This is a genomic window from Serratia sp. LTN-2 (assembly GCF_059740205.1).
On record NZ_JCAXDO010000001.1, the window covers coordinates 320,789 to 345,610 of the forward strand.

Here is a 24,822-nt window from a genome sequence, read left to right on the forward strand (position 1 = left end):
CTTAGTTCTTGCGGAACATCTTCAGCATGCGCTGAGTGACGGTGAACCCACCGAAAATATTGATGCTGGCGATCAGCACGGCGATAAAGGAGAGGAAACTCACCCAGCCGCCATGCCCGATCTGCAGCAGCGCACCGACCACGATAATCCCCGAGATCGCGTTGGTGACCGACATCAGCGGGGTATGCAGCGCATGGCTGACGTTCCAGACCACGTAGTAACCGACCACGCAGGCCAGCGCAAACACGGTAAAGTGCGACAGGAACTCTTTCGGCGCCGCGTCCGCCAGCCAGCCGAACAGCAGGATCGCCAGAGCCATCAGGCCGTACTTCAGCCACGGCGAGGTCGGTTTGGCTTCGGGTTTGGCCACCGGTGCGGCGGCAGGCGCCGCTTTCGGCTGGGCGGAGACCTGGATCGGCGGCGCCGGCCAGGTGACTTCACCGCTGCGCACCACGGTAACGCCGCGGATCACCGTATCGTCGAAATCGATGTCGATCTCACCGTTCTTCTCTTTCGACAGCAGCTTCAGCAGGTTGACCAGGTTGGTGCCGTAAAGCTGTGAAGATTGCGTCGGCAGGCGGCTCGGCAGGTCGGTATAGCCGATGATTTTCACGCCGTTGTCGGTCACGGTAATGGTGTCGGCCACCGTCAGTTCGCAGTTGCCGCCGGTTTGCGCCGCCAGATCGACGATCACGCTGCCCGGTTTCATCGACGCCACCATCTCTTTGGTGATCAGCTTCGGCGCCGGTTTGCCCGGGATCAGCGCGGTAGTGACGATGATATCGACCTCCGCGGCCTGCGCGGCGAACAGCGCCATCTCGGCCTTGATGAAGGCTTCGGACATCACTTTGGCGTAACCGTCACCGCTGCCCGCTTCCTCTTCAAAATCCAGCTCGAGGAATTCCGCCCCCATGCTCTGCACCTGCTCTTTCACTTCCGGGCGGGTGTCGAAGGCGCGCACGATGGCGCCGAGGCTGCCCGCGGCACCGATCGCCGCCAGGCCGGCCACGCCGGCGCCGATGATCATCACCTTGGCCGGCGGCACTTTGCCGGCGGCGGTGATCTGACCGGTGAAGAAGCGGCCGAACTCATGCGCCGCTTCGACAATCGCGCGGTAACCGGCGATGTTGGCCATCGAGCTCAGCGCATCCATCGACTGGGCGCGCGAGATGCGCGGTACCGAGTCCATCGCCAGCGCGGTGACGTTGCGCGCCGCCAGCTTGGCCATCAGCTCGGGATTTTGCGCCGGCCAGATAAAGCTGACCAGCGTGCTGCCTTCACGCATCAAGGCGATCTCGTCGTCTTGCGGCGCGTTGACTTTCAGGATCAGATCCGACTGCCACACTTCGCTTTCGTCGACCAGCGCCGCGCCGGCGGCTTCATAGGCGACGTCCTCAAAACTGGCCAGTTTGCCCGCCCCGCGTTCAATCGCGACGGTAAAACCCAGCTTCAGCAGTTGTTCCACCGTTTTCGGCGTGGCTGCGACCCGGGCTTCATTGGCCAACCGCTCTCTTGGTACACCAATACGCATAATGTTCCCTTCTCACCTGTCTTGGATGATGTTTATTATTTTCCTGCCCATAGCACGGCGCCGTCGGCGAGCGTTGCGTTAACTTGCCCGCACTGATTTCAGGCGCCAACTATAACCTACTGAAAATAAGGTCGATGATCCATAATTGCTTACGCATTCAGCCCTGTTTTTACATAAAAACGCCGCGCGCGATATGACAAATCGCAATTTACAGTGAAAAAACCCATACAGAACAGCACATTCTGCGTGACAAGAGGTTTACGCCCGGCGTAACGATTTATGGCCGTGCGCGGCGCAAAAGCATAAAAGTTATCATTTTGTGAATAATTAACATTAATGACACCAAAGCCGTTATTATGGAAACTTATGACGGCGGCGCCATCCGTGCGACCCGCGTCACCTTCGGCGATTTGTCGCACGGGATAACATAAAATGCTGAGACAGTTTTCAGAATTACATGTAATAATCGACGGCTGAATTACACTTAAACAGTTCAGTACGTTATAAACGTTAATGCGCTAGGCGAAAGGATTTTTTATGAAGCTGAAGACCACGATCATCGCGTCAGCCTTGTTATCACTCACCGCGCTGTCTGCTCAAGCTGCGCAAGAGTTAACTCCTGAGAAAGCAGCGGCGCTGAAGCCGTTTGATCGCATCACGATTACCGGCCGCTTCAATGCCATCAATGAAGCCGTCGACGCCGTATCCCGCCGTGCAGACAAACTGGGTGCCGATTCCTTCTATATCCAGGACACCAACAACAGCAACAACGGCGGCAACTGGCGCGTCACCGCAGACCTTTATCATAAAGATGCGCCAGAAGTGAGCAAAACACCAAAATACCGCGTATTTAACGGCGTGAATGAACTGCCTAAAGATGAAGCCTACCTGCTGGAGCCTTACGATACCGTGAGCGTCAGCGGCTTCTACCGCAGCCAGCCGGACATCAACGACGCCATCTCCAAAGAAGCGAAGAAAAAAGGCGCCGCCTCGTTCTTTATCGTGCGCCAGGTTGACGCCAACTCCGGCGGCAACCAGTTCGTCACCGCGTACATCTATAAGGCCGATGCGCCGAAACGCCGTGTGCAGAGCCCGGACGCCATCCCGGCCGACTCTGACGCCGGCCGCGCCGCCCTGGCCGCCGGTGGCGCCGAAGCCGCGAAAGTCGAAATTCCTGGCGTCGCGTCTTCCGGTTCGCCAAGCCGCGACGTGGGCCGTTTCTTCGAAACCCAGTCCTCTACCGGCCAGCGCTATACCGTCACGCTGCCTAACGGCACCAAGATCCAGGAAGTGAACAACGTGACCGCCGCGCAGATGGTGCCGTTCGATTCCGTCACCTTCACCGGCCACTTCAACAGCATGACCGACGTGTCTACCGAAGTGGCGAAACGCGCGGCCGAGAAAGGCGCCAAGTACTACCACGTCACTCGCCAGTGGCAGAACAAGAGCGGCGGCAACCTGACCGTCAGCGCCGATCTGTTCAAATAAAACCCGCTTTTCGGTTTACCATCGGGCAGCCCTTGAGCTGCCCGTTTTTATTGCCGCTCTTTTCGCCCACCGTTGAATAGTTTTTTGTAAATTCCGCATATTCAATCATTGCATCTCTAATCATCCCTCCGTAGAATTTGCGCCAATTTTTAGGGCTATTGTCTATTCGCGCAGTGGTTGTTAACACATTGTTGCCGCCAAGCAGTTCCCTTCCAGTTGTTTATTCTGCGTTCAGGATCCGTCATTGGAAAAAAAACTCGGTCTTACCGCGCTAACCGCTTTGGTGCTCAGCTCAATGCTGGGCGCCGGCGTGTTCAGTCTGCCGCAAAATATGGCGCAGGTCGCCAGCCCCGCCGCACTGTTGCTGGGTTGGGGGATCACCGGCGTCGGCATTCTGTTTTTGGCCTTCGCCATGCTGCTGCTTACGCGTCTGCGTCCGGATCTGGACGGCGGCATCTTCACCTATGCTAAAGAAGGGTTCGGCGAGCTGATGGGCTTCTGCTCCGCCTGGGGCTACTGGCTGTGCGCCGTGATCGCCAACGTTTCGTATCTGGTGATCGTGTTCGCGGCGCTGAGTATTTTCACCGATCGCGGCGGCGACGTTATTCTCGGTGACGGCAATACCTGGCAGGCGCTGATCGCCGAATCCGCCCTGCTGTGGATCGTGCACGCGCTGGTGCTGCGCGGCGTGCAAACCGCCGCCAGCATCAACCTGGCGGCCACCCTCGCCAAGCTGCTGCCGCTGGGCATGTTCGCCGTTCTGGCGGCGATCGCCTTCAAAATGGACGTGTTTACGCTGGATTTCAAGGGTGTCGCCCTCGGCAAGCCGGTATGGGAACAGGTCAAGGACACCATGCTGATCACCCTGTGGGTGTTTATCGGCGTGGAAGGCGCCGTGGTGGTTTCCGCCCGCGCCCGCAATAAAAAAGACGTGGGCCGCGCCACCATGCTGGCGGTACTGTCGGCGCTGGCGGTGTATCTGATGGTCACGCTGCTGTCGCTGGGCGTGGTGCCGCGCAGCGAACTGGCCGAAATGCGCAACCCGTCGATGGCGGTGCTGATGGTGGAACTGATCGGCCCATGGGGAGACGTGCTCATTGCCGCCGGTCTGATCATTTCCGTTTGCGGCGCCTACCTGAGCTGGACCATCATGGCGGCGGAAGTGCCGCTGCTGGCCGCGCAGCACGGTGCGTTTCCACGCGTATTCGGCAAGCAGAACCGCCATCACGCCCCGTCCTCGTCGCTGTGGCTGACCAACATCGCCGTACAGCTGGCGCTGGTGCTGATCTGGCTGACCGGCAGCAACTACAACTCGCTGTTGACCATCGCTTCGGAAATGATCCTGGTGCCTTATTTCCTGGTCGGCGCGTTTCTGTTTAAGGTGGCGTACCGCCGCCGCGACAAACGCTTGATCTTTGCCGCCACCGGCGCCTGCATCTATGGTTTGTGGCTGCTGTACGCTTCGGGGCTGATGCACCTGCTGATGTCGGTGCTGCTGTATGCGCCGGGTCTGCTGGTGTTCATGTATGCCCGCCGCGGCCACCGCGATATCAATCTGCTGAACCGCCTGGAAAAAGGCAGCATCCTCTTGCTGCTGGTGGCCACGCTGCCTGCCGGCTGGTTTATGCTGCACTAAGATGACCTGCCAATGCGGCTGCCCGTCAGCCGCATTATTGCCTCTTTCCCTTCGACCTCTTTCCTTCGGCCTTTACATCATCAGCCATGCGTCGCGCTTGCGATCTTAAATGCAATTAATTATCATTATCATCTAAACGTTAACGGCAAAGACGCGAGTGCCCCCTGCCGAGAGGCATCGGAGGCGGGTTAGGACAGGCTGAAAATGGAAGGTATTTCATGGCTGAAAAACTGCTGCACGCATTACCTTTGTTTACCACCTGGGAAGCGCTGATCGCCGAGGGCAACACGGCGTTTAATCAGCAACACGATCGCCAGGCGATGGCGAGCTACCAACAGGCGCTCGAGGTCGCTCAGGCCATCATCGCCGAAAAACCCTGGCTGAATGCGGAATATACCGCCAGATTTGAAGCGCCCAATATTTTCGAATCTGCCCTTGCCGCGCTGATCGTCACATTCAACAACATCACCCATCTGCGCCTGCGGCAAAAGCCCCTTCGCGGCGTCGAACTGCACGTGCATCAGGCCCGAGTCGCCGTCGAAGGGCTGCTGGGCGATACCTCGCTGTGCGAACAGATGCAGCAGATCGCCGAACGGCACCTGCTGCGCTTCAGGATTGAAACCCTGCACTTACTGCGCGAACACCGGCTGCCGGAAACCAGCGTCTGTGCGTCTGCCGCCAGCCATTCCGCCACCGTGCATTAAAAACGTCACGCTGACATGAGGAGCGATCGGCAAATGAATGAATTGAATGACGAGATGAAGAAGATGCTGGCTAAGCAGCTGCCTGTGCAGGCGACCAGCAGCCCAAACGGCGTGCCGGATATCGGCCCCAAGCGCTCTTTGCGCCTCTATGATGACCGTACGCTGATTTATAACGAAAATACCGGCGGCCAAACGCTGCAAAACATCAAGGAAGGCTCGAAAATGGCCGTGGTGGTCATCGATCGCGAGGCGCTGGACGGTTACCGCTTCGTTGGCACGCCCGAACTGTGCCAGACGGGCAAGCCGTTTGACGATGCGCTGACGTTTGCAGAAAAAAACGGGATGAAACCGCCGAAATACGCGGTGTTAATTCATATAGACAGTATTTATACCCTGCGCTCCGGCCCCAATGCCGGAACCCGGCTCTAGAAGCCGCCGGGTATCACGCCGCGTGAAACTTCACGCTAATGGTCAGGGCATCGCGGTGTGCCAATGGCCTGACCATGAGCGAGCGGCCGGGCCGATGTGCCCGGTCAGCTTTTAGGAGGAAGGGTAACGGTCATGCGCTCACCCACCAGGGCGATCGCAACGCCTTGCGCACACTCTTTCTGAATCGCCGCCAGCTGTTGCGTTTCCAGCGCATAAGGCAACTGAATGTCAAATACCGCCAGGCCCTGCTGCTGCGCCAGGTCAATCAGGCGAACGATGTTGGTTTCATCGCTGACCTGGGTCGACACCACCTGCAGCGCCAACTCTTTCAACTGCTCTTTGCGCGTTTGTGACGTGGTCACGCGCGATTTCAACACCATGCCGAAGATCGGCATCACACCATAAATAGCATCAACAAAGCGCCAGTGCTTCCTGCACGATGCGGACAGAAAATCCATGTAGTCGAAACAGATTTTCTCACTGCGCGCGATGGATGCAAGGTGATTGCTGTTCATCCCCTCATTCCTCTCATGGCCAGTGTTAACCCGTGGTCTTTCAAGCCGCCGCCGGACGGCAACCTGAAATGCATTGGGGATCTTACATCCAGAAATGGATAATCATGCGAAGCTTTAACGACTTTCCGCCGTATGATGGCATAATTCCCCTATTGTTTGCCAGTCTGTCCAGGAGCTTTAATCAATGGAACACCCCAACTCCGCCCCGGTGCTGATTACCGGCGGCGCGCGGCGCATAGGGCTGGCGCTCGCCAGAGCGTTTCTTCAGCGCGGCGTTCCCGTCATCATCGCCTATCGCAGTGAATATCCGGCGATGACCGAGTTGCAAGCCTTGGGCGCCTGCTGCATTCAGGGCGACTTTTCCACCCATGAAGGCATCTACCGTTTCGCCGACCAAGTGCGGCAGGTCGCGCCCAAGCTGCGCGCGGTGATCCACAACGCCAGCGCCTGGCAAGCCGAATCGCCGGAAGTGCCGCCGGAACAGGTGATGGCGGCGATGCTGCAAATTCACGTCTACACGCCCTATTTGCTCAACCAGCTGCTCGAACCCTGCCTGACCGGCCAGGGCCAGGCCGGTGCCGACATTATCCATCTGACCGACTACGTGGTGGAAAAAGGCAGCGACAAGCACATCGCCTACGCCGCCAGCAAGGCCGCGCTGGACAATATGACCCGCTCGTTCGCCCGCAAGCTGGCGCCGGAGGTCAAGGTCAACGCCATCGCCCCGGCGCTGATCATTTTCAATCCGGGCGACGATGAAGCCTACCGCCAACAGGCGCTGGCGAAATCGCTGATGAAGGTGGCGCCGGGCGAGAGCGAAGTGGTCAATCTGGTGAACTACCTGCTGGAAAGCCGCTACGTTACCGGCCGCACTCACGGCGTCGACGGCGGCCGTCCGCTGCGCTAAAGATCCGCATGGCGCATCTTCACGGGCCGCGCTATGCTGAAATCCGCTTTTCTTATTAAAACACGGGCATATGCATAAAATTGTTTTTGTGGAAGACGATCCGGAAGTCGGCAAACTGATTGCCGCCTATCTGGGCAAACACGATATCGAGGTGCTGATCGAACCGCGCGGCGACAGCGCGCAGGCGTGCATCGAGCGCGAGCAACCCGATCTGGTGCTGCTGGACATCATGCTGCCCGGCAAAGACGGCATGACGCTGTGCCGCGATCTGCGCCCCACTTTCCCCGGCCCAATCGTGCTGCTCACCTCGCTCGACAGCGACATGAACCATATCCTGTCGCTGGAGATGGGCGCCAACGACTACATCCTGAAAACCACGCCGCCGGCGGTATTGCTGGCGCGCCTGCGTTTGCACCTGCGCCAACACAGCCAGCAGCCGAAAGAAGAGTCGGTTCAGCCGCTCACGCAGCACAACGCGCTGCATTTCGGATTGCTGTGCATCGATCCGGTCAACCGCCAGGTCTCACTCGGGGAAGAGACCGTCACCCTGTCCACCTCCGACTTCGATTTGCTGTGGGAGCTGGCGACCCATGCCGGGCAGATCATGGATCGCGAGGCGCTGCTGAAAAACCTGCGCGGCGTGAGCTACGACGGCATGGACCGCAGCATCGACGTGGCGATCTCCCGCCTGCGCCGCAAACTGTACGACAACGCGCTGGAGCCGTTCCGCATCAAAACGGTGCGCAACAAGGGTTATCTGTTCGCCCCTAACGCCTGGGCATCGGTGCAACAATGAGAAAACTTTTCGTCCAGTTCTTCCTGTTGCTGTTCGTTTGTTTTCTGGTGATGGCGATGCTGGTCGGCCTGGTGTATAAAGTGACCGCCGAGCGCGCCGGCCGCCAGTCGATGGACGATCTGATGAAAAGCTCGCTGTACCTGATGCGCAGCGAGCTGCGCGAAATCCCGCTGAAGGACTGGAACAAAACCATCGCCACGCTGGATCTCAACCTGTCGTTCAAACTGCATATCGAACCGCTCGGCAAACAGGAACTGAGCGAAGATCTGAAAAAACGGCTGCGGCTGGGGGAGATCATCGCCCTCGACGATCAATACACCTTCATGCAGCGCATCCCGCGCAGCCACTATGTCTTGGTCGTCGGCCCGATTCCTTATCTGTTCTACCTGCATCAGATGCGCCTGCTGGATCTGGTGTTGCTGGTGTTTATCGGCATGTCGCTGGCGCTGCCGGTGTTCCTGTGGATGCGGCCGCACTGGCAAGATCTGCTCAAGCTGGAAAACGCCGCCCAACGCCTCGGCGCCGGGCATCTGGATGAGCGCACCCATTTCGATCCTACCTCCAGCCTGAGCCGGCTCGGGGTTGCATTCAACCAGATGGCGGACAACGTCAACACCCTGATCGCCAGCAAGAAACAGTTGATCGACGGTATCGCTCACGAGCTGCGCACGCCGCTGGTGCGCCTGCGCTACCGGCTCGAGATGAGCGATAACCTGTCCGAAAGCGAACAGCAAGCGCTGAACCGCGATATCGGCCAGCTGGAATCGCTGATCGACGAACTGCTGACCTATGCCCGTCTGGACCGCCCGCAAGTTGCGTTAAACATCGAGCCCATCGATCTGCCAAAGTGGCTCGAGGACAAGGTCGATGATATCCGTCTTATTCATCAGGAACGCGACATCCAGCTCGATATTCCGCACGTCGGCGACTTCGGCGGCGTCGATCTGCGCCTGATGGAACGCGTGCTCGACAACCTGGTCAACAATGCGCTGCGCTATTCCGAGCAGCGCCTGCGCGTTGGCCTGTGGTTTGACGGCGATCTCGCCTGTTTGCAAGTCGAAGACGACGGGCCGGGCATTCCGCCGGAAGAGCGCGAACGGGTGTTCGAGCCTTTCGTCCGCCTCGATCCCAGCCGCGATCGCGCCACCGGCGGCTGCGGGCTGGGGTTGGCCATCGTCCATTCCATCGCTGTCGCCTACCAGGGACAGGTGTTCGTTGAAGGCAGTTCGCTCGGCGGCGCCAGCTTCCGCTTCTGCTGGCCGGTGAAGCCGACATTCAGTTTAAAAGCCGATCTGGCGTAATACCGCCGGACCATTATCAATTGGGAGCCGAATAATAATGACATCTGCACATTCCAACACGTCTGCTTACGATCAACTGCGCGCGCTTTTTAGCCGGCTGTCGCGTTTCGGCCACCTGTCCGCCATCGCCGGTTGGGACATGCAAACCATGATGCCGCCAGGCGGCAGCAAGGCGCGTTCAGAAGCGTTGGCCGAACTGAGCGTACTGCAACACCAGATTTTAACCGCGGAAAGCACCGGCGCGCTGTTGGATCGCGCGCAGCAAGAGACGCTGGACGAGCTCGACCGCGCCAATCTGCGCGAGATGCGCCGCCAATATGAGGACGCCGTGTTGCTGCCGGCCTCCCTGGTCGAAGCCAAATCGCTGGCCGGCGCGCGCTGCGAACACGCCTGGCGCGCCCAGCGCCCGGCCAACGACTGGGATGGCTTCGCCGAGAATCTGCGCGAAGTGGTCAAGCTTAGCCGCGAAGAAGCGCAAATCCGCGCGCAGGCGGCCGGCACCAGCCGTTACGACGCCCTGCTCAATCTGTATGAGCCGGGCATGCGCAGCAGCGATCTTGACCGTATCTTCGGCGATTTGAAAACCTGGCTGCCGGATCTGCTGCAGCGCGTGGTGGCCAAACAGGCCAACGAACCCTGCCAGGCGCCGCAGGGCCCGTTCAATGTGGACACCCAACGCCAGCTGAGCCTGAGCGTGATGAAACTGCTCGGCTTCAACTTCGACAATGGCCGCGTCGACGTCAGCGCGCACCCGTTCTGCGGCGGCGTGCCGGAAGATGTGCGCATCACCACGCGTTACAATGACAAAGAGTTTCTGACCGCGCTGCTCGGCATCGTGCACGAGACCGGCCACGCCCGTTACGAACAGAATCTGCCGCGCGATCTGCTCGGCCAGCCGGTCGCTCTGGCCCGCTCCACCGCCATTCACGAATCGCAGAGCCTGCTGTTTGAAATGCAGCTGGCGCGTGGCAATGAGTTCCTGCAAATCTTGCGTCCGTTGGTCACCGCGCAGTTTGGCGAGCAGCCGGCGCTGGAAGAAGCCAACTTCATTCGCCTCAATCAGCGGGTTAAACCGGGCCTGATCCGCGTCGACGCCGACGAGGTGAGCTATCCCGCTCACGTCATCCTGCGCTACGAAATTGAAAAGGCGCTGATCGAAGGCGACATTGAAGTGGAGGACATTCCGGCGCTGTGGAATGAGAAGATGCACGCGTATCTGGGCCTCGACACCATCGGCAACTATCGCAACGGCTGCATGCAGGATATCCATTGGACCGACGGCGCCTTCGGCTACTTCCCGACCTACACGCTCGGCGCGATGTACGCTGCGCAGCTGTTCCACAGCGTGCGTCAGGCGCTGCCATCGCTGAGTGAAGATATCGCCGCCGGCAATCTGCAGCCGCTTTTCCATTGGTTGCAGCATAACATCTGGCGCCACGGCAGCCGTTTCCCGACCGAAACGCTGATCGCCAACGCAACCGGCGAAGCGCTCAACCCGCGCTACTTCCGTCAACATTTGGAAAACCGCTACCTGTAATCCCCCCTGGCGCGGCCACGGTCGCGCCATTTTCCCCCTGCTAGACCTGATGGTGTTTCATAGCGCACGACTCTTGCCGACAACACCTTGGCTGCAGAGTGTCGGGTGGCTACTCTCCTAGAGTATGTTGTAACTAAAATAGTAAAAAGCACCAAACCGCTCCGCCTTTCATCCCAGCGCATGACGGGCGATCATCGCCGCCAGTTGCGGCCTCAACGACGCGGGCAGATCATGCCCCATGCCCGGCATAATATGTAATTCGGCGTTGGCGACTGCGCGGGCGATCGCCACCCCGCCCGCCTTGCGCACCAGCCGATCGCGGTCGCCGTGAATGACCAGCGTCGGCGCGGCGATGCGTCGGCTGTAACGACGCAGATCGCCGCTGCCGAGCAGCGCGGAAAGCTGCCGCTGCATGCCTTCCGGATCCACACCCCGCTTCAACAACCGCTTCACCAGCGCATCCAGCTCCGCCTCCTCCGGCGGATACATCGCGGTGCCAAGCGCGCGTAAAAAGGCTTTCATCCCCTCATGGCGCTGCTGCAGCGTCATCTCCGCCGCGGGCCGGCGCACCAATAGCCACAGCAGCGAAGGCGCCGGCGGCGGCAACAGCGGCTGGTTGGTGCTGGAGAACAAGATACACAACGAGGCGACGCGCTGCGGGTAGTCGGCGGCCAGCACCTGGGCGATCATTCCCCCCATCGAAGCGCCCAGCACGTGAGCCTGCGGAATACGCAAATGATCGAGCAGATGCGCCGCGTCCGCCGCCATATCCGCCAGGGTATAAGGCACCGGCGTTTGCCAACCGAGCTGGGCGCGCAACATCAGCAGCCACAACGGCTGCGTGCGCTGCCCCTGCGTCTTGCCGGAAAGCCCGACGTCGCGGTTGTCGTAACGGATCACCCGAAATCCCTTGGCCACCAGGGCGCGGCAGAAATCGTCAGGCCACAGCAAAAGCTGCGCGCCGATGCCCATGATGAGCAGCAACGGCGGATGCGTCTCATCGCCCCAGTCCTCATAGGCCAGCGGCACCTCACCCTGTTCAGTTACGCCACAACGAACCGTTATCTCGTTCATTTTAAATCCCTTTTATCGCGCCTGACGGTCATTATAGCAGCAATCCCCCCTGCCGCCGCTGCCCTGTACATTAGGTTACAAGCCGAAACCAATCACTCACGGAAAGCCGCGCGCCGTTTGCCTACTATCATCTCAACGGCCCCGCAGTGGGGTTGATACCCAAAAGTCATATTGAGGATTTTACGATGAAAAAAGTATTAGCTCTGGTTGTTGCCGCTGCAATGGGTCTGTCTTCTGTAGCTTTCGCTGCCGAGGCGGCCACCACCGCACCTGCGGCTACCGCAACCACCGCCACCGCTGCGCCGGCTAAAGCTCAGGTGAAACATCACGGCAAGAAAGCCCCGGTACAGAAAGCTCAGGCGGCCAAAAAGCATCACAAGAAAGCCGGCAAGAAAGCCCCAGCGCAAAAAGCCCAGGCGGCTAAAAAGCACCACAAGAAAGCCAGCCACAAAAAAGCGTAATGACGTGAGGGTCCCCTCACCGCTTCAGGCTTGACGTGTACGACACCCGGTTCGCCGGGTGTTTTTTCATCGGGGGGTTCTCATTGATGCTGCGCCGCTACCTGTTCGAGATCATTCTGACCGCCCTGATCCTTTGTGGACTGATCGCCGTCTTTTTTTATCTGTAGCCTGCCGCGCCGCCGGCGGGAAATTATTGAAAAATCAATTATTGCCCATCCACATGGCTGCTAAATCAGTCTATAGTTAGCATTCAGTGTGTTTATGGATGATCCGTATTTGTCAGGCAAGAGATCTATGCGCATATCCGTTTTACTGTTGCTGTGTTCACTCCCGTTCGTTGCCTCCCAGGCGGCACGCGCCGACGGCCCGTCCAAGGCCGAGCAAACGCGCCTGTTTTTTGGCAAAGATGAACGAATCAAGGTCACGGATACCGCCGCCCAGCCGTGGCAGGCCATCGGCCAGGTCGAAACCGCCAGCGGCAATCTGTGTACCGCCACGCTGATCTCCCCGCATCTGGCGTTGACCGCCGGTCACTGCGTGCTGGCGCCGCCGGGGCAATTGGATAAGGCCGTCGCTCTGCGCTTCGTGGCGGGCGATAAATCGTGGCAGTATCAAACCGACAATATCGAGACCCTGGTCGACAGCAAGCTGGGCAAAAAGCTGAAGCCGGACGGTGACGGCTGGATCGTGCCGCCCGCCGCCGCCGCCTATGACTTTGCGCTGATCCGGCTGAAAGACAAGAAGCCGCTGCCGATCGCGCCGCTGCCGCTGTGGCAAGGCGACAGCAAAGCGCTGACCCAGGCGCTGAAACAGGCCAAAAGGCTGATAACCCAGGCAGGCTACCCGGAAGATCATCTGGATGATCTCTACAGCCACCAAAACTGCAAGGTGACCGGCTGGGCTCAACAAGGCGTGCTGTCGCACCAGTGCGATACCCTGCCGGGCGACAGCGGTTCGCCGCTGCTGCTGAAAACCGCCGACGGCTGGCAACTTATCGCCATCCAAAGCTCGGCGCCGGCGGCGAAAGATCGCTATCGCGCCGATAACCGAGCCCTGGCGGTACCCGGCATCCGCGAAGCCCTGGACGCCTTGGCGGCAGGCAAATAATCCCTACTCGGCGGCGCGTAAAGCGCCGTTTTTCTTGCACGGCAGATAACGCGCCGGCCGCTCGCCGACCGGCGCGCCAGCGTTTAGCCCGAAAGCTGCTCGATAGTTTGCAGAATGCGTTTGTCGGAGATCGGGTAAGGCGTGCCCAGCTGCTGCGCGAACAGGCTGACGCGCAGTTCCTCGATCATCCAGCGCACCGCTTTCACCTCTTCTTCCTGCTGCCGCTTCGGCGGCAGCTTGTTCAGCCACTGCTGCCACGCCTGCTGCACCTGCTCCACCCGCAGCATCTGCGCGCGATCGCGGTGCGGATCGATAGCCAGTTTCTCCAGCCGGCGCTCAATAGCCTGCAGGTAACGCAGCGTGTCCGGCAGGCGTTTCCATCCGTTGCCGGTGACGAAGCCGCGGTAGATCAGGCCGCCGAGCTGAGTCTTGATGTCCGACAGCGCCAGCGCCAACGACATGTCCACCCGGCCTTTCAGCCGCTTGTTGATGTTGAAGACCGCCGTCAGGATCTGCTCAACCTGCTTGGCCACCTCAACCACCGTGTCGTTCAGCTCGGCGCGGATCTGCTCTTGCAAACGCGCAAAGCCTTCTTCCTGCCAGACCGGGCCGCCGTGTTCGGCGATCAGCTTGTCGATGCCGCACGAAATGCAGTCGTCGATCAGCTCCAGCACCTTGCCGTACGGGTTGAAATAAAGCCCCAGCTTGGCCTTGTTCGGCAGCTTTTCATGCAGGTACTTAATCGGCGAAGGAATATTCAGCAGCAGCAGACGGCGCGTACCTTGCCACATCGCCTGTTGCTGCTCGCTTTCGCTGTCGAACAGACGGATCGCCACGCTGTCCTTCTCATCCACCAGCGCCGGGTAGGCCTTCATCGAATAGCCGCCGCGCTTCTGCTCGTAGAACGCCGGCAGTTGGCCAAAGCTCCAGACATGCAGATTGCTCTGCTCCAGCCCGTCATCGGCCACCGCCGACAGCGTCTCCTGCACCTTCTCTTTCAGCTGCAGGCGCAGAGCGGCCAAATCTTTGCCTTCACGCAGCGTCTGGTTCTTCTCGCCCACCACGCGGAAAGTCATTTTCAGGTGATCGGGCACCTGATCCCACTGCCAGTCATCACGTGACACGGTCACGCCAGTCATGCGCCGCAGCTCGCGCTCCAACGCGTCCAGCAGCGGCAATTCCAGCGCCGTAACCCGGCCGAGGAACGCTTCGGCGTAGTTTGGCGCCGGCACGAAGTTGCGGCGCACCGGTTTCGGCAGCGACTTGATCAGCGCGATCACCAGCTCACGGCGGATGCCGGGGATCTGCCACTCGAAGCCCTGCTCCTCCACCTGATTGAGGATCGGCAACGGAATGTGCACCGTCACGCCATCGGCATCGGTGCCCGGTTCGAACTGGTAGCTCAGCCGCAGCTTGAGATTGCCCTGATGCCAGAAGTTCGGGTAGTCCAGCGCGCTGATCTTGTTGGCGCCATCCTTGATCAGCATCTCTTTTTCAAAGTTCAGCAGATCCGGCTGCTGTTTGGCCGCGCTCTTCCACCAGCTGTCGAAATGACGGCCGGAGACCACATCGTTGGGGATACGGCGATCGTAGAAGCCGAACAGCGTTTCGTCGTCCACCAGAATGTCGCGGCGGCGCGATTTATGCTCCAGCTCTTCCACTTCGGCGCGCAGCTTTTGGTTTTCACGGAAGAAGGCATGGCGCGTCTGCCAGTCGCCCTCCACCAGCGCATGGCGGATAAACAGCTCACGGCACAGCAATGGATCGATGGAGCCATAGTTGACCTGGCGCGCCGCGACGATCGGCAGACCGAACAGCGTGACCTTTTCGCTGGCCATCACCGCCCCTTGCGACTTCGACCAATGCGGCTCGCTGTAGCTGTGCTTCACCAAATGCTGAGCCAGCGGCTCGATCCATTCCGGTTCGATGCGCGCGGCGATGCGCCCCCACAGGCGGCTGGTTTCCACCAATTCGGCCACCATGGTCCACTTCGGCGGCTTCTTGAACAGGCCGGAGCCGGGGAAGATCGAGAAGCGGGCGTTGCGCGCGCCGGTGTATTCCTGCTTGTCGGCATCCTTCTGACCGATGTGCGACAGCAGGCCGGTCAGCAACGCGGTATGCACGCTGCGGTAGTCGGAAGGCGTGCTGTTGATCGGCAGCCCCAGCTCTTTCACCACCTGACGCAGCTGGGTATAGATATCCTGCCACTCGCGCACCCGCAGATAGTTGAGGAAATCGTTGCGGCACAGCCGGCGGAACTGGCTGGAAGAGTTCGCTTTTTGCTGCTCCTGCAGATAATCCCACAGATTGACGAACGCCAGGAAATCCGAGTCTTTGTCGGCAAAGCGACGGTGTTTTTCATCCGAAGCCTGCTGCTTGTCCATCGGACGCTCACGCGGATCCTGAATCGACAGCGCGGCGGTGATGATCATCACCTCGCGCACGCTGCCGCTCTTCTGCGCTTCCAGCACCATGCGCGCCAGACGCGGGTCGATAGGCAACTGCGCCAGCTGCCGGCCCTGCGGCGTCAGCTGGTAATGGCCGTTGTCGGCGGTGGTGATCGCCCCCAGCTCTTCCAGCAGGCGCACGCCATCCTGAATGTTGCGCTTGTCCGGCGCTTCGACGAACGGAAACGCGGCGATGTCGCCCAGCCCCAGCGAGGTCATCTGCAGAATGACCGACGCCAGGTTGGTGCGCAGGATCTCCGGATCGGTAAACGCCGGCCGCGACAGGAAGTCCTGTTCGGAATACAAGCGGATGCACACCCCTTCCGACACGCGGCCGCAACGCCCTTTACGCTGGTTGGCGGAAGCCTGCGACACCGGCTCGATCGGCAGGCGCTGCACCTTGGTACGGAAACTGTAGCGGCTGATGCGCGCGGTGCCCGGATCGATGACGTACTTGATGCCCGGCACCGTCAGCGAAGTTTCCGCCACGTTGGTGGCCAGCACGATGCGGCGGCCGTGGTGCGACTGGAACACCCGGTTCTGCTCGCTGTTCGACAGGCGCGCATACAGCGGCAGCACCTCGGTGTGCGGCAGATTGAGGCGGTTCAGGGCATCGGCAGTGTCGCGAATTTCACGCTCACCGCTCATGAAGATCAGAATGTCGCCCGGCCCTTCGCGCCCAAGCTCGTCCACCGCATCGAAAATCGCCTGCAGCTGGTCGCGATCGGTATCGTCGCCGTCGTCGACCACCGGGCGGTAACGCACCTCCACCGGGTAAGTGCGGCCGGAAACCTCAATGATCGGCGCATTGTTGAAGTGGCGCGAGAAGCGCTGCGGATCGATGGTCGCCGAAGTGATGATCACCTTGAGATCCGGACGCTTCGGCAGCAGTTCACGCAGATAGCCGAGAATAAAGTCGATGTTAAGACTGCGCTCGTGCGCTTCATCGATGATCAGCGTGTCGTACTGCATCAGCAGGCGATCCTGCTGAATCTCCGCCAGCAAGATGCCGTCGGTCATCAGCTTGACCAGGGTGTTTTCCCCCACCTGATCGTTGAAGCGCACCTTGTAACCGACGCTGCCGCCGAGCGGGGTTTCCAGCTCGTCGGCGATGCGGTTGGCGACGGTGCGCGCCGCCAGGCGGCGCGGCTGGGTGTGGCCGATCAGCCCTTTCACCCCACGCCCCAGCTCCAGACAGATCTTCGGCAACTGGGTGGTTTTCCCCGAGCCGGTCTCCCCGGCGACGATCACCACCTGGTGATCGCGGATAGCGTTTAAAATGTCCTGCTTTTTCTGACTGACCGGCAGGCTTTCCGGGTAGGAAATGCGCGGGCAAGACGCGGCGCGAGCCTGCACTTTCTGCCGCGCCGCCGCGATGTCGCTTTCGACTTCGGCGGCGACCGCCAGCTGGGCATCGGGATTTTTGATTTTTCGTGCGCCCTGCAGGCGACGACGCAGGCGTTGTTGATCGCGGAGCATCAGCTCGCCCAGTTGGGCCGGCAGTGCCTCGAGCGGAGATTTCACGTTCGGTGTTCCTTGTTTCATCGCGGCCAAGACCAGGCTTAGCAACGGTTTAATGTTTTTTTAGCGATTTTTTTGCTTTAGCCGCACAGCGTATCACAAACGGCTTTTTCGCCCTACTTCCGCGAGCAAAGCCTCGGCATGTCATTCAATAAAATCGAACGAAGATCTCGAAATATTGCGCTATCACTGTCGGAGGAATGTGAATAGCATGTACTTCATGCAAGGGACGCTGAGTCCTGATGTCACTGTCACAACGTAAGGAATTATCGATGAGCAAAGTATTGGTTCTGAAATCAAGCATCCTGGCGACCTACTCTCAGTCTAACCAACTGGCCGATTTCTTCGTAGAGCAATGGAGCAACGCCCACAGCGGCGACACCATCACCGTACGCGATCTGGCCGCACAGCCAATCCCGGTGCTGGACGGCGAACTGGTTGGCGCGCTGCGTCCTTCCGATGCTCCGTTGACCCCGCGTCAACAAGAAGCGCTGGCGCTGTCGGACGAACTGATCGCCGAGCTGCAGGCCAATGACGTCATCGTGATTGCCGCCCCGATGTACAACTTCAACATCCCGACCCAGCTGAAAAACTATTTCGATCTGGTTGCCCGCGCCGGCGTAACCTTCCGCTACACCGAAAACGGTCCGGAAGGCCTGGTGAAAAACAAACGCGCCGTGATCCTGACCAGCCGCGGTGGTATCCATAAAGGCACCCCAACCGACCTGGTAGAACCTTACCTGCGTCTGTTCCTGGGCTTCATCGGCATCACCGACGTGGAGTTCGTCTTCGCGGAAGGCATCGCCTACGGCCCGGAAGTGGCCACCAAAGCCCAGGAAGACGCCAAAGCGGCCCTGTCTCAGGTGGTTGCCGCCTAAGATCCTGCGCAGGGGCGCCATGCCCCTGCCGGACAAGACGTCAGTCCTGTCAAACCTGCACTACCCTCATAATAATCATCTATCCGTATCTCTTGGCGCGCCAGACGGCGCGCTTTTTTTTATTTCTTCAGCCACTGGCCGTTGATGCCGCGCACATACTCGCCGCTCTGCGCACGCGTCACCAGCTTCTGCCCGGCCATGCGCGCCACTTCGTCGACGGCGATATGGTTGCCGTCCGCCACTTCCTGATACTTCTCGGCGCGGCCGGCGTTGATGCGCTTCACCAGCGCCAGCGTTTCCGCATCCTGTTTCACCGGCGCAATATAGCCGCTCAGGGTTTCGCCCACCCGCCCTTGCTGCTTCGCCTCATCCAGCGTCAGCGCCATCGCCACGCTGCTGAACAGCCAGGCGGCGCCGGCCAGCCACACATAACGTTTTTTCATGTCGGCTCCTAGAACAGACCGCTTTGGGTTTTCAGCAGGTTTTCGACGTCCTTATCCACCTTGATATGAATCTCATGCTCGATCTTGACGTTCATATTGATGGTGATCGGATCCTTCGGCGTCGCCACCTCGATGCGCGGCACGCAGCCGCTAAGCAGCGAAACGCACAGCACCGCTGCCAGCGCCGACACACTCATGATTTTCATTGTTGTTCCCCAGGTTGTGAGAGGGCCTGCTCCAGCCACTCCTGTAAATTGTCGCCGAAGCGCAAACTGCGCCACAGCTGAAACACGTTTTCCTGATGGCGATAGTTCAGGATCACCTCGCGCTTGGCGCTCTTCTGCGGGTTGATGCCGTCGATGCGCGCGCTCAGCGTCAGCTCGCCCAGGTTATCGAGATCGACCCGGGCGTGCGAACGGTTGATTTCCATGTAGCGCAGCCAGTCGATCGCGGCGCCGGTCGCCAGGTTATTGCTGCCGATGGCGTCGGCCATGTCTTTGTCCAGCCGCAGCGTCAGGGTGCCGGCGTTGGCGATCCAGCCGTTTTGCACCAGCCATTTCGGGTGGTTCAGGAACAGCGGCAACTCGCCGTCGACCCGGCCGGACATCGCGAACTGCTTGGGTTTCAGGGCGGTGAACAACGCGCTGAGATCGACCTTGTCCAGCTTCAGCACCGCAGCGTCATGCTGCGGCAACCGCAGCGCCGACAGGCTGATATGGCCGTTGAGCATGTCCACGCCGACGTTGCTCAACGTCAGCGGCCGTCCTTCGCTGTAAGGATAGGTGCCCTGCAGATCGGCGGAAATGTTCTGCATCTCGAACAGGTTGGTGAAAGACTTGATGCGCAGCGACACCGGTTGTTTAGCCCCCAATTGCCACTGATGCTGCTTGAACCGGTATGACAGGATGAAGTCCAGGCCGCTCATTTCCCCGTCTTTCAGCCACATGCCGCCGTTTTTCACCACCCAGTGGCCACCGGCCTCGAACCCTTGTTCGCGGGCGGCGGAGAACGCCGACTGGGCGTAAAATTCGCCGTCGCGCAGCGTGAGATTAAGATCCGGCGCCAGCAGCGGCTGGAAGACCTTCAGCGACTGTTTCGGCCACCAGCCCTCACCGCGCAGGCGTTCGCCGTCCCAACGGCCGCGCAGCGCGATCGGCCCGATCTGCTGCGCCTGCAGTTTGCCCTGCAGCTGGAAACTGTCCGGCGAACGGCCGTTCAGCTGCAGCGCCAGCACCGGTGCCGGCAGATGGCCGCCGTCGCTGAAGCTGACCTTATCCGCCGCCAGTTGTAATTCGCCGTTGAACTGCGGGTTTTGTTCATCACGCTGCCAGCGCAGCGGCTGATTGAGGCTCAAGCGCGGCGCGGCGACCGTCACCAGGCCGTACTTCAATTTATCGAAGCCGGTGGAAAGCTTGTCGAGCACCAGCTCGCTGTCCTGCCAGCGGCCGCTGCCGGCCACGTCCCAGGCGGCCTGCAGCGGCGGCAAACGGCCATTACCCCAGTAACGCCATTGCCAGTCGCCCTTGTCTGGCCAGAAATCCTGCGCCTGGCCATCCAGATGCAGCTTGAAACGCCCCCAGTAACTGTCGCTGGCGCTCAAAATCGCCTGCAGACGGCCGGTGATACCGGCGGCGGTCACTTTCACCCCCGCCAGCGGCAAGCGCGCCTCGTCCAGCTTCATTTCCGGGGACACTTTGCCCCACAGGCGCAGCAGCGAGCCCGGCTGCAGCACCAGCGTCGGGTTGAGAATGCTGCCGCCGATCACACCCGGGATCGACGCCGTGGTGGAGAAGTCGGCCAGATTGGCCTGGCCGGTCAGTTGGAAACGCAGATCGCTGTCGGTCAAACCTACCTTACCCGGCCCGAGGGTCAGCACCGCATTGCCCTTGCCATTATGGCCGGCGGTGATCACGTTCAGCCGCGCGCTGATCTCTGTTTCATCCAGCCCTTTGCTCCAATCGTGCAGCGCGACGCTCAGGCCGCCGTTCAACGGTTGCCCGCTGTACGGCCAGCGCCACTCGCCCTGCTTGATGCTGACGCGCTGCGGCGTCACTTCCCACGGCAACACCGCCAGCGGCCGATCGTCGCCTTTTTCGCTCACCGTCAACACGCCCTGCTGCTGTTGCCAGCGCATGTCCAGCAACACCGGTTTTTCCAGATAGGCGGTCTGCATTTCCCCCTGCAGCGCGCCCTGCGCCGGCAGGCTGGCCAGATCCAGCGGAATGGTTATCTTGCCGGCGAGGTGCAGCGGTTGCGCGCTGTTGGGCGGGAGGACGGTCAGGCTCTGCAACGTCAACTGCTGTTTTTCATCCAGCTGCGCCTCGGCGCTGAGATTCGGCCCCTGATAATGCAGGCGTTGCCCGTCAGTGCCGGAGGTAAGCTGCAGCTTGCCGGCATAGCGCTGCCAGGGAATGAGCGTCAGATCGTTAATCGTGAGATCCAGCGGCGGCAACTGCCGCTGCAGCTGGTCGAGCGCCAGCGGCGCGCTGTTTTCGTCGCCGCCCGGCAGTTTTGACAAACAGGCGCTATCGACGCTGACCTTATCGCTCGACAGCTGCCAGCGGCCTTGCCGGTAAGCCAGTCGCGTCGGTCCGACGTTGGCCAGCAGGCAATCTTGCGCGCTGAAACGCGCCCCCGCCAACGCCAGACCGCCCTGGCGCCAATGCAATCCGCCCTGCAATTCCAGTCGGCTTCCCGCCGGCAACCAATGCGATAACACCCCCGGCAGCCAGCGCGGCAAGGTTTGCCACAACGCCAGCACCAGGATTGCGCCACCCGCCACCGTCCCTATGAATACTTTCAATCGCCTGGTCATTAAATGATTGCTTCGTTCCTGAGTTAGGCATTCGTTAAGTCTATGCCTGAATTGACAATAATGATGGCACGAATTTGACATAGGGTGAAGCTGAGCGCGGTCGCAGAGGCGATTTGCACCCTTTTGGCGCAAACGTATGCGGGATTGTAGATTTTCGTTACATATACATCACATGAATGAGACAGTTTTCAGACTTTTGTTATTGTCGTTACCGTTGATGATTAATAGTCTTGCAAGCATTCTAATAAAAGTTTAGCTGCTAGCTAACTGTGTACTAGAGAAGCCATTCCCCACACCCCCGTGGGGATTTTTTTGTCACTCGCCACCACCGTCGCCTTCCCTTCACCGTACCAAGCCCCCAGCGCAGCCCGACAGCGGCGATTTTGACCCTGTCGGAAATGGCTAACCAATTGTCGAATTTACTAAAATCTGTTAAATTGATCACAAAATCACGGTGGAGAAACCACGATGAAATTGGCGATATACAGTACCAAACAGTATGACCGTAAATATCTCGAACTGGTGAATCAGCAGTTTGGCTATGAGCTGGAATTCTTCGACTTTTTACTCAGCAAAAAAACCGCCAAAACGGCCGCCGGGTGCAAGGCGGTGTGTATCTTCGTCAACGACGACGGCAGCCGTGAAGTGCTCGAAGAACTGGCGGCGCTGGGGGTCGAGATCCTCGCCCTGCGCTGCGCCGGTTTTAATAACGTCGATCTGGACGCCGCCAAAGAGCTGGGCATCAAGGTGGTGCGCGTGCCGGCCTACTCGCCGGAGGCCGTGGCGGAACACGCGGTTGGCATGATGATGTGCCTGAACCGCCGTATTCACCGCGCCTATCAACGCACCCGCGACGCCAACTTCTCGCTGGAAGGGCTGATCGGTTTTAACATGCACAACCGCACCGCCGGCGTGATCGGCACCGGTAAAATCGGCGTGGCGACGATGCGCATTCTGAAAGGCTTCGGCATGAAACTGCTGGCCTACGATCCATTCCCGAGCGAACAGGCGCTGGAGCTGGGTGCGGAATATGTCGATCTGAAAACGCTGTACGCACAGTCCGACGTGATCACCCTGCATTGCCCGCTGACGCCCGAAAACCACCATCTGCTGAATGCCGACGCTTTCGCGATGATGAAAAACGGCGTCATGGTGATCAACACCAGCCGCGGTGCGCTGATTGACTCGACCGCCGCCATCGACGCGCTGAAGCAACAGAAAATCGGCGCGCTGGGGATGGATGTCTACGAGAACGAGCGCGACCTGTTCTTTGAAGACAAGTCTAACGACGTGATTCAGGATGACGTGTTCCGCCGCCTGTCGGCCTGCCATAACGTGCTGTTCACCGGCCATCAGGCCTTCCTGACCGAAGAGGCGCTGACCAGCATTTCGCAAACCACGCTGCAGAACATCAGCCAGTTGGATCGCGGCGAAACCTGCCCGAACCAGTTGAACGCCTGAACCTGATCTCAGGGCGCCGCCAAGGCGCCCTGTTTATTTGAGAGAGCGACGATGAGAAAAGTCACGACGGCCGCCCTGGCGGCGTTGGCCTTAGCGGGGTGCAATATGAAACCGCACGCGACCGTCACGCCCGGCGACCTGCTGCATCATAATTTCGTGTTGCAGAGCGTGGATGGCGAAGCGGCAAAAGCCCCAACGGGCAGCGGCCTGCTCAATCTGGAGTTCGGCGAGCACCTGCACGTGTCCGGCACGATGTGCAACCGCTTCTTCGGGCAGGGGCAATTACGCGACGGTGTGCTGACAGTGAAACCGCTGGCCACGACGCGCAAGCTGTGCCCTGATGCGCAGCGCAACCGCTGGGATCACGTCATCGGCGCCGTGCTGGAAAACGGCGCCGACGTGACGCTAAACGCCCAACGGCTGACGCTGAGCGGCAGCGGCCACACGCTGGTTTATACCCTGCGCGACTGGGTGTATTGACCTGCGCGCCGGGTCTGGCGCCGCGGGCTTATCCGGCGCAGCTGCCCAGGCCCAGCGTGCGTTCCTCACACTGTTTGCCGTTCGGCATCTGGCACATGCGCAGCGCTTCGCCGTTCAAGTTGTGCGCGATGGTGGTGACGCCGCCGACTGCCGCGCAACCGGCGCTGGTCTGCAACGTATTGATTCTGGCACTGTTACCCTGCTGTACTGGCTCTTCGTTATTGCTGCTGCAGGCGGCTAAAAGCAGCACGGCGCTGGCAAGCAGCCATTTTGATGTCGTCATTATCCCACTCCTGAACCCGGAACTGCGCTGTGTAAAATCGCCATTGCTGATAACGCGCGTCACTTGGCGGACACGTTTCGCTATCTTTGATGCAAACTTGTTTAATCTAGCTCGATATATAAATAATGAAAATATATTCCGGCCATTATTTATCGTTTTTTTGCGCCGGCCGGACATTTATTTTGTTTGCAGAATATTTCCGTCGCGGCGCGAAGCGCCAAACGTGACGGCGCCACCCGCGGTCTGGGCCCGGAGGCAGGCAGAAAGTGATAACGTCACCGCTGCCGGCTGCGCCGCTTTTAGCGGCGATATGGGTATTAATTAGCCCCGCGTGCTTTCGCCATGACGGCGCATTTTTTGCTACCGGAGAGAACGATATTTACGTCTATGCTGACGGCGCTAACTAATTAGCATTCCACTATTTTCAGTGAATGATGGCTGAATTCTTCAACCGGCGCGGCTCGCTGTCACGCCGGTTTTTTTTTACATCAAAATAACACTCAGTGCACCGAGGCTTTCGACAGTAAATTAATCACCAGCACGCCGGCAATAATTAATCCCATGCCGACGATCGCCGGCCAATCCAATTTTTGCTGATAAACGAATACCGCAGCAACTGACACCAGCACGATCCCCATGCCCGACCAGATCGCGTACACGATGCCCAACGGCATGCTTTTCACCACCATCGACAGCCCCCAAAATGCCACGCCGTAGCCCAGCACTACCAGCAACGACGGCCACAGGCGGGTAAAACCCTCGGAGGCTTTCAACATGGTGGTGGCGATCACTTCTGCGACGATCGCCATCGCTAAATACATAAATGCGCTCATGGTTTTCTTCTGTCAGTTTACCGATAGGCAATTATGACCCGCCGGAAATAAATTGTCTTTAAACGGCGAAAACAATTTATTGGCGTGACGTTTCTCCGCAGGGAAAATAGCCGCCCCCGGCCGCATTGCCGATTTATCGCTCGCCACACAAATGCGATAAAGCCACGTTCAAACC

At 59.5% G+C, this 24,822-nt stretch carries 25 protein-coding genes; 14 read left to right on the forward strand and 11 right to left on the reverse strand.

The features are described 5' to 3' along the window. Window position 1: 1 nt before the first annotated feature. Window positions 2-1,531 (reverse strand): Re/Si-specific NAD(P)(+) transhydrogenase subunit alpha, encoded by a 1,530-nt coding sequence (gene pntA / locus AC6BYQ_RS01450; protein ID WP_141968606.1) that lies wholly within the window; start codon window positions 1,529-1,531, stop codon window positions 2-4. Window positions 1,532-1,680: 149 nt separating this feature from the next. Next, the gene (locus AC6BYQ_RS01455; RefSeq protein WP_498056177.1) at window positions 1,681-1,950 is read right to left on the reverse strand and encodes a hypothetical protein; all 270 of its coding nucleotides are present in this window, start codon (window positions 1,948-1,950) and stop codon (window positions 1,681-1,683) included. 118 nt (window positions 1,951-2,068) lie between these two features. Here AC6BYQ_RS01455 and ydgH point away from each other — a divergent pair, with 118 nt between their 5' ends. Further along, the gene (gene ydgH, locus AC6BYQ_RS01460) at window positions 2,069-3,019 is read left to right on the forward strand and encodes a DUF1471 family protein YdgH (RefSeq protein ID WP_019452635.1); all 951 of its coding nucleotides are present in this window, start codon (window positions 2,069-2,071) and stop codon (window positions 3,017-3,019) included. On the opposite strand, the gene AC6BYQ_RS01465 is transcribed toward ydgH, so the two are convergent. Continuing rightward, window positions 3,012-3,206: a hypothetical protein gene (locus tag AC6BYQ_RS01465; protein WP_139285520.1), complete on the reverse strand. Its 195-nt coding sequence runs from the start codon at window positions 3,204-3,206 to the stop codon at window positions 3,012-3,014. The two genes, ydgH and AC6BYQ_RS01465, sit on opposite strands and share 8 nt — an antisense overlap. A gap of 57 nt (window positions 3,207-3,263) precedes the next feature. On the opposite strand from AC6BYQ_RS01465, the gene AC6BYQ_RS01470 reads away from it, so the two are divergent. From AC6BYQ_RS01470 to AC6BYQ_RS01480, 3 genes are all read left to right on the forward strand, one after another. Further along, entirely contained in the window at window positions 3,264-4,655 is a 1,392-nt protein-coding gene (locus AC6BYQ_RS01470) for an amino acid permease (protein ID WP_063919549.1), read from the forward strand. 218 nt (window positions 4,656-4,873) lie between these two features. After that, window positions 4,874-5,359 carry a DUF2753 family protein gene (locus AC6BYQ_RS01475; protein WP_498056178.1) on the forward strand — a complete coding sequence of 162 codons (486 nt, stop codon included), beginning with the start codon at window positions 4,874-4,876 and terminating at the stop codon, window positions 5,357-5,359. 33 nt (window positions 5,360-5,392) lie between these two features. Continuing rightward, window positions 5,393-5,788 (forward strand): pyridoxamine 5'-phosphate oxidase family protein, encoded by a 396-nt coding sequence (locus tag AC6BYQ_RS01480; RefSeq protein WP_019452639.1) that lies wholly within the window; start codon window positions 5,393-5,395, stop codon window positions 5,786-5,788. Window positions 5,789-5,892: 104 nt separating this feature from the next. On the opposite strand, the gene AC6BYQ_RS01485 is transcribed toward AC6BYQ_RS01480, so the two are convergent. Next, window positions 5,893-6,303, reverse strand: a complete 411-nt coding sequence (locus AC6BYQ_RS01485; protein ID WP_074054123.1) for a hypothetical protein — start codon at window positions 6,301-6,303, stop codon at window positions 5,893-5,895. Between the two features lie 184 nt (window positions 6,304-6,487). Between AC6BYQ_RS01485 and folM the strand changes: the two genes are divergently transcribed. The 4 genes from folM to AC6BYQ_RS01505 all read left to right on the forward strand — a co-directional run bounded on the left by folM (window position 6,488) and on the right by AC6BYQ_RS01505 (window position 10,844). Next, window positions 6,488-7,210: a dihydromonapterin reductase gene (gene folM, locus AC6BYQ_RS01490; protein ID WP_019452641.1), complete on the forward strand. Its 723-nt coding sequence runs from the start codon at window positions 6,488-6,490 to the stop codon at window positions 7,208-7,210. Between the two features lie 70 nt (window positions 7,211-7,280). After that, window positions 7,281-8,006, forward strand: coding sequence for a two-component system response regulator RstA (rstA, locus tag AC6BYQ_RS01495; protein ID WP_063919552.1), 726 nt, complete (start codon window positions 7,281-7,283; stop codon window positions 8,004-8,006). Then, the gene (gene rstB / locus AC6BYQ_RS01500) at window positions 8,003-9,307 is read left to right on the forward strand and encodes a two-component system sensor histidine kinase RstB (RefSeq protein ID WP_019452643.1); all 1,305 of its coding nucleotides are present in this window, start codon (window positions 8,003-8,005) and stop codon (window positions 9,305-9,307) included. The genes rstA and rstB overlap by 4 nt, the downstream gene beginning before the upstream one ends. A 37-nt stretch (window positions 9,308-9,344) precedes the next feature. After that, window positions 9,345-10,844 (forward strand): carboxypeptidase M32, encoded by a 1,500-nt coding sequence (locus tag AC6BYQ_RS01505; protein ID WP_498056179.1) that lies wholly within the window; start codon window positions 9,345-9,347, stop codon window positions 10,842-10,844. A gap of 168 nt (window positions 10,845-11,012) precedes the next feature. Here AC6BYQ_RS01505 and AC6BYQ_RS01510 read toward each other — a convergent pair whose 3' ends face one another. Next, window positions 11,013-11,918 carry an alpha/beta fold hydrolase gene (locus AC6BYQ_RS01510; protein WP_498056180.1) on the reverse strand — a complete coding sequence of 302 codons (906 nt, stop codon included), beginning with the start codon at window positions 11,916-11,918 and terminating at the stop codon, window positions 11,013-11,015. Between the two features lie 185 nt (window positions 11,919-12,103). Between AC6BYQ_RS01510 and asr the strand changes: the two genes are divergently transcribed. The 3 genes from asr to AC6BYQ_RS01525 all read left to right on the forward strand — a co-directional run bounded on the left by asr (window position 12,104) and on the right by AC6BYQ_RS01525 (window position 13,486). Next, on the forward strand, window positions 12,104-12,379 hold the full coding sequence (gene asr / locus AC6BYQ_RS01515; RefSeq protein ID WP_025302975.1) for an acid resistance repetitive basic protein Asr: 276 nt from the start codon (window positions 12,104-12,106) through the stop codon (window positions 12,377-12,379). An 86-nt stretch (window positions 12,380-12,465) separates the two neighbouring features. Continuing rightward, window positions 12,466-12,546, forward strand: a complete 81-nt coding sequence (gene ydgU / locus AC6BYQ_RS01520) for a small membrane protein YdgU (protein WP_456301727.1) — start codon at window positions 12,466-12,468, stop codon at window positions 12,544-12,546. Window positions 12,547-12,673: 127 nt separating this feature from the next. Next, window positions 12,674-13,486, forward strand: coding sequence for a trypsin-like serine peptidase (locus tag AC6BYQ_RS01525; protein ID WP_019452648.1), 813 nt, complete (start codon window positions 12,674-12,676; stop codon window positions 13,484-13,486). Between the two features lie 83 nt (window positions 13,487-13,569). Here the strand turns inward: AC6BYQ_RS01525 and hrpA are convergent, their stop codons facing one another. Beyond that, entirely contained in the window at window positions 13,570-17,457 is a 3,888-nt protein-coding gene (gene hrpA, locus AC6BYQ_RS01530) for an ATP-dependent RNA helicase HrpA (protein ID WP_498056181.1), read from the reverse strand. Between the two features lie 269 nt (window positions 17,458-17,726). On the opposite strand from hrpA, the gene azoR reads away from it, so the two are divergent. Further along, window positions 17,727-18,332, forward strand: coding sequence for an FMN-dependent NADH-azoreductase (gene azoR, locus AC6BYQ_RS01535; protein WP_019452650.1), 606 nt, complete (start codon window positions 17,727-17,729; stop codon window positions 18,330-18,332). A gap of 119 nt (window positions 18,333-18,451) precedes the next feature. Here the strand turns inward: azoR and AC6BYQ_RS01540 are convergent, their stop codons facing one another. The 3 genes from AC6BYQ_RS01540 to AC6BYQ_RS01550 are packed head-to-tail and all read right to left on the reverse strand — an operon-like array spanning window position 18,452 to window position 21,590. Beyond that, complete coding sequence (locus AC6BYQ_RS01540) at window positions 18,452-18,775, reverse strand: YdbL family probable chaperone protein (protein WP_015377995.1); 324 nt, start codon at window positions 18,773-18,775, stop codon at window positions 18,452-18,454. Window positions 18,776-18,783: 8 nt separating this feature from the next. Further along, window positions 18,784-18,981 (reverse strand): YnbE family lipoprotein, encoded by a 198-nt coding sequence (locus AC6BYQ_RS01545; protein ID WP_004930472.1) that lies wholly within the window; start codon window positions 18,979-18,981, stop codon window positions 18,784-18,786. Then, entirely contained in the window at window positions 18,978-21,590 is a 2,613-nt protein-coding gene (locus AC6BYQ_RS01550; protein WP_498056182.1) for a YdbH family protein, read from the reverse strand. The genes AC6BYQ_RS01545 and AC6BYQ_RS01550 overlap by 4 nt, the downstream gene beginning before the upstream one ends. Window positions 21,591-22,058: 468 nt before the next feature. Here AC6BYQ_RS01550 and AC6BYQ_RS01555 point away from each other — a divergent pair, with 468 nt between their 5' ends. Together AC6BYQ_RS01555 and hslJ are read left to right on the forward strand one after the other, a co-directional pair. Then, entirely contained in the window at window positions 22,059-23,051 is a 993-nt protein-coding gene (locus AC6BYQ_RS01555) for a 2-hydroxyacid dehydrogenase (RefSeq protein ID WP_015377997.1), read from the forward strand. A 51-nt stretch (window positions 23,052-23,102) separates the two neighbouring features. Then, window positions 23,103-23,531: a heat shock protein HslJ gene (hslJ, locus tag AC6BYQ_RS01560; RefSeq protein ID WP_025159775.1), complete on the forward strand. Its 429-nt coding sequence runs from the start codon at window positions 23,103-23,105 to the stop codon at window positions 23,529-23,531. A gap of 28 nt (window positions 23,532-23,559) precedes the next feature. Here hslJ and AC6BYQ_RS01565 read toward each other — a convergent pair whose 3' ends face one another. Together AC6BYQ_RS01565 and ssmE are read right to left on the reverse strand one after the other, a co-directional pair. Beyond that, entirely contained in the window at window positions 23,560-23,814 is a 255-nt protein-coding gene (locus AC6BYQ_RS01565) for a DUF333 domain-containing protein (RefSeq protein WP_015377999.1), read from the reverse strand. 500 nt (window positions 23,815-24,314) lie between these two features. After that, window positions 24,315-24,647, reverse strand: coding sequence for a multidrug efflux SMR transporter SsmE (gene ssmE, locus AC6BYQ_RS01570; RefSeq protein WP_025159776.1), 333 nt, complete (start codon window positions 24,645-24,647; stop codon window positions 24,315-24,317). Between the last annotated feature and the right edge of the window lie 175 nt (window positions 24,648-24,822).

Excerpts from the sequence above, each read along its gene's own strand:
- AC6BYQ_RS01485 (WP_074054123.1), bottom strand. The coding sequence starts at position 6,303 with ATGAACAGCAATCACCTTGCATCCATCGCGCGCAGTGAGAAAATCTGT.
- AC6BYQ_RS01475 (WP_498056178.1), top strand. The coding sequence starts at position 4,874 with ATGGCTGAAAAACTGCTGCACGCATTACCTTTGTTTACCACCTGGGAA.
- pntA (WP_141968606.1), bottom strand. The coding sequence starts at position 1,531 with ATGCGTATTGGTGTACCAAGAGAGCGGTTGGCCAATGAAGCCCGGGTC.
- AC6BYQ_RS01510 (WP_498056180.1), bottom strand. The coding sequence starts at position 11,918 with ATGAACGAGATAACGGTTCGTTGTGGCGTAACTGAACAGGGTGAGGTG.
- ssmE (WP_025159776.1), bottom strand. The coding sequence starts at position 24,647 with ATGAGCGCATTTATGTATTTAGCGATGGCGATCGTCGCAGAAGTGATC.
- AC6BYQ_RS01480 (WP_019452639.1), top strand. The coding sequence starts at position 5,393 with ATGAATGAATTGAATGACGAGATGAAGAAGATGCTGGCTAAGCAGCTG.
- asr (WP_025302975.1), top strand. The coding sequence starts at position 12,104 with ATGAAAAAAGTATTAGCTCTGGTTGTTGCCGCTGCAATGGGTCTGTCT.
- hslJ (WP_025159775.1), top strand. The coding sequence starts at position 23,103 with ATGAGAAAAGTCACGACGGCCGCCCTGGCGGCGTTGGCCTTAGCGGGG.
- AC6BYQ_RS01505 (WP_498056179.1), top strand. The coding sequence starts at position 9,345 with ATGACATCTGCACATTCCAACACGTCTGCTTACGATCAACTGCGCGCG.
- AC6BYQ_RS01550 (WP_498056182.1), bottom strand. The coding sequence starts at position 21,590 with ATGACCAGGCGATTGAAAGTATTCATAGGGACGGTGGCGGGTGGCGCA.
- AC6BYQ_RS01545 (WP_004930472.1), bottom strand. The coding sequence starts at position 18,981 with ATGAAAATCATGAGTGTGTCGGCGCTGGCAGCGGTGCTGTGCGTTTCG.
- AC6BYQ_RS01540 (WP_015377995.1), bottom strand. The coding sequence starts at position 18,775 with ATGAAAAAACGTTATGTGTGGCTGGCCGGCGCCGCCTGGCTGTTCAGC.
- ydgU (WP_456301727.1), top strand. The coding sequence starts at position 12,466 with ATGCTGCGCCGCTACCTGTTCGAGATCATTCTGACCGCCCTGATCCTT.
- rstB (WP_019452643.1), top strand. The coding sequence starts at position 8,003 with ATGAGAAAACTTTTCGTCCAGTTCTTCCTGTTGCTGTTCGTTTGTTTT.
- AC6BYQ_RS01525 (WP_019452648.1), top strand. The coding sequence starts at position 12,674 with ATGCGCATATCCGTTTTACTGTTGCTGTGTTCACTCCCGTTCGTTGCC.
- azoR (WP_019452650.1), top strand. The coding sequence starts at position 17,727 with ATGAGCAAAGTATTGGTTCTGAAATCAAGCATCCTGGCGACCTACTCT.
- AC6BYQ_RS01555 (WP_015377997.1), top strand. The coding sequence starts at position 22,059 with ATGAAATTGGCGATATACAGTACCAAACAGTATGACCGTAAATATCTC.
- ydgH (WP_019452635.1), top strand. The coding sequence starts at position 2,069 with ATGAAGCTGAAGACCACGATCATCGCGTCAGCCTTGTTATCACTCACC.
- AC6BYQ_RS01565 (WP_015377999.1), bottom strand. The coding sequence starts at position 23,814 with ATGACGACATCAAAATGGCTGCTTGCCAGCGCCGTGCTGCTTTTAGCC.
- rstA (WP_063919552.1), top strand. The coding sequence starts at position 7,281 with ATGCATAAAATTGTTTTTGTGGAAGACGATCCGGAAGTCGGCAAACTG.
- folM (WP_019452641.1), top strand. The coding sequence starts at position 6,488 with ATGGAACACCCCAACTCCGCCCCGGTGCTGATTACCGGCGGCGCGCGG.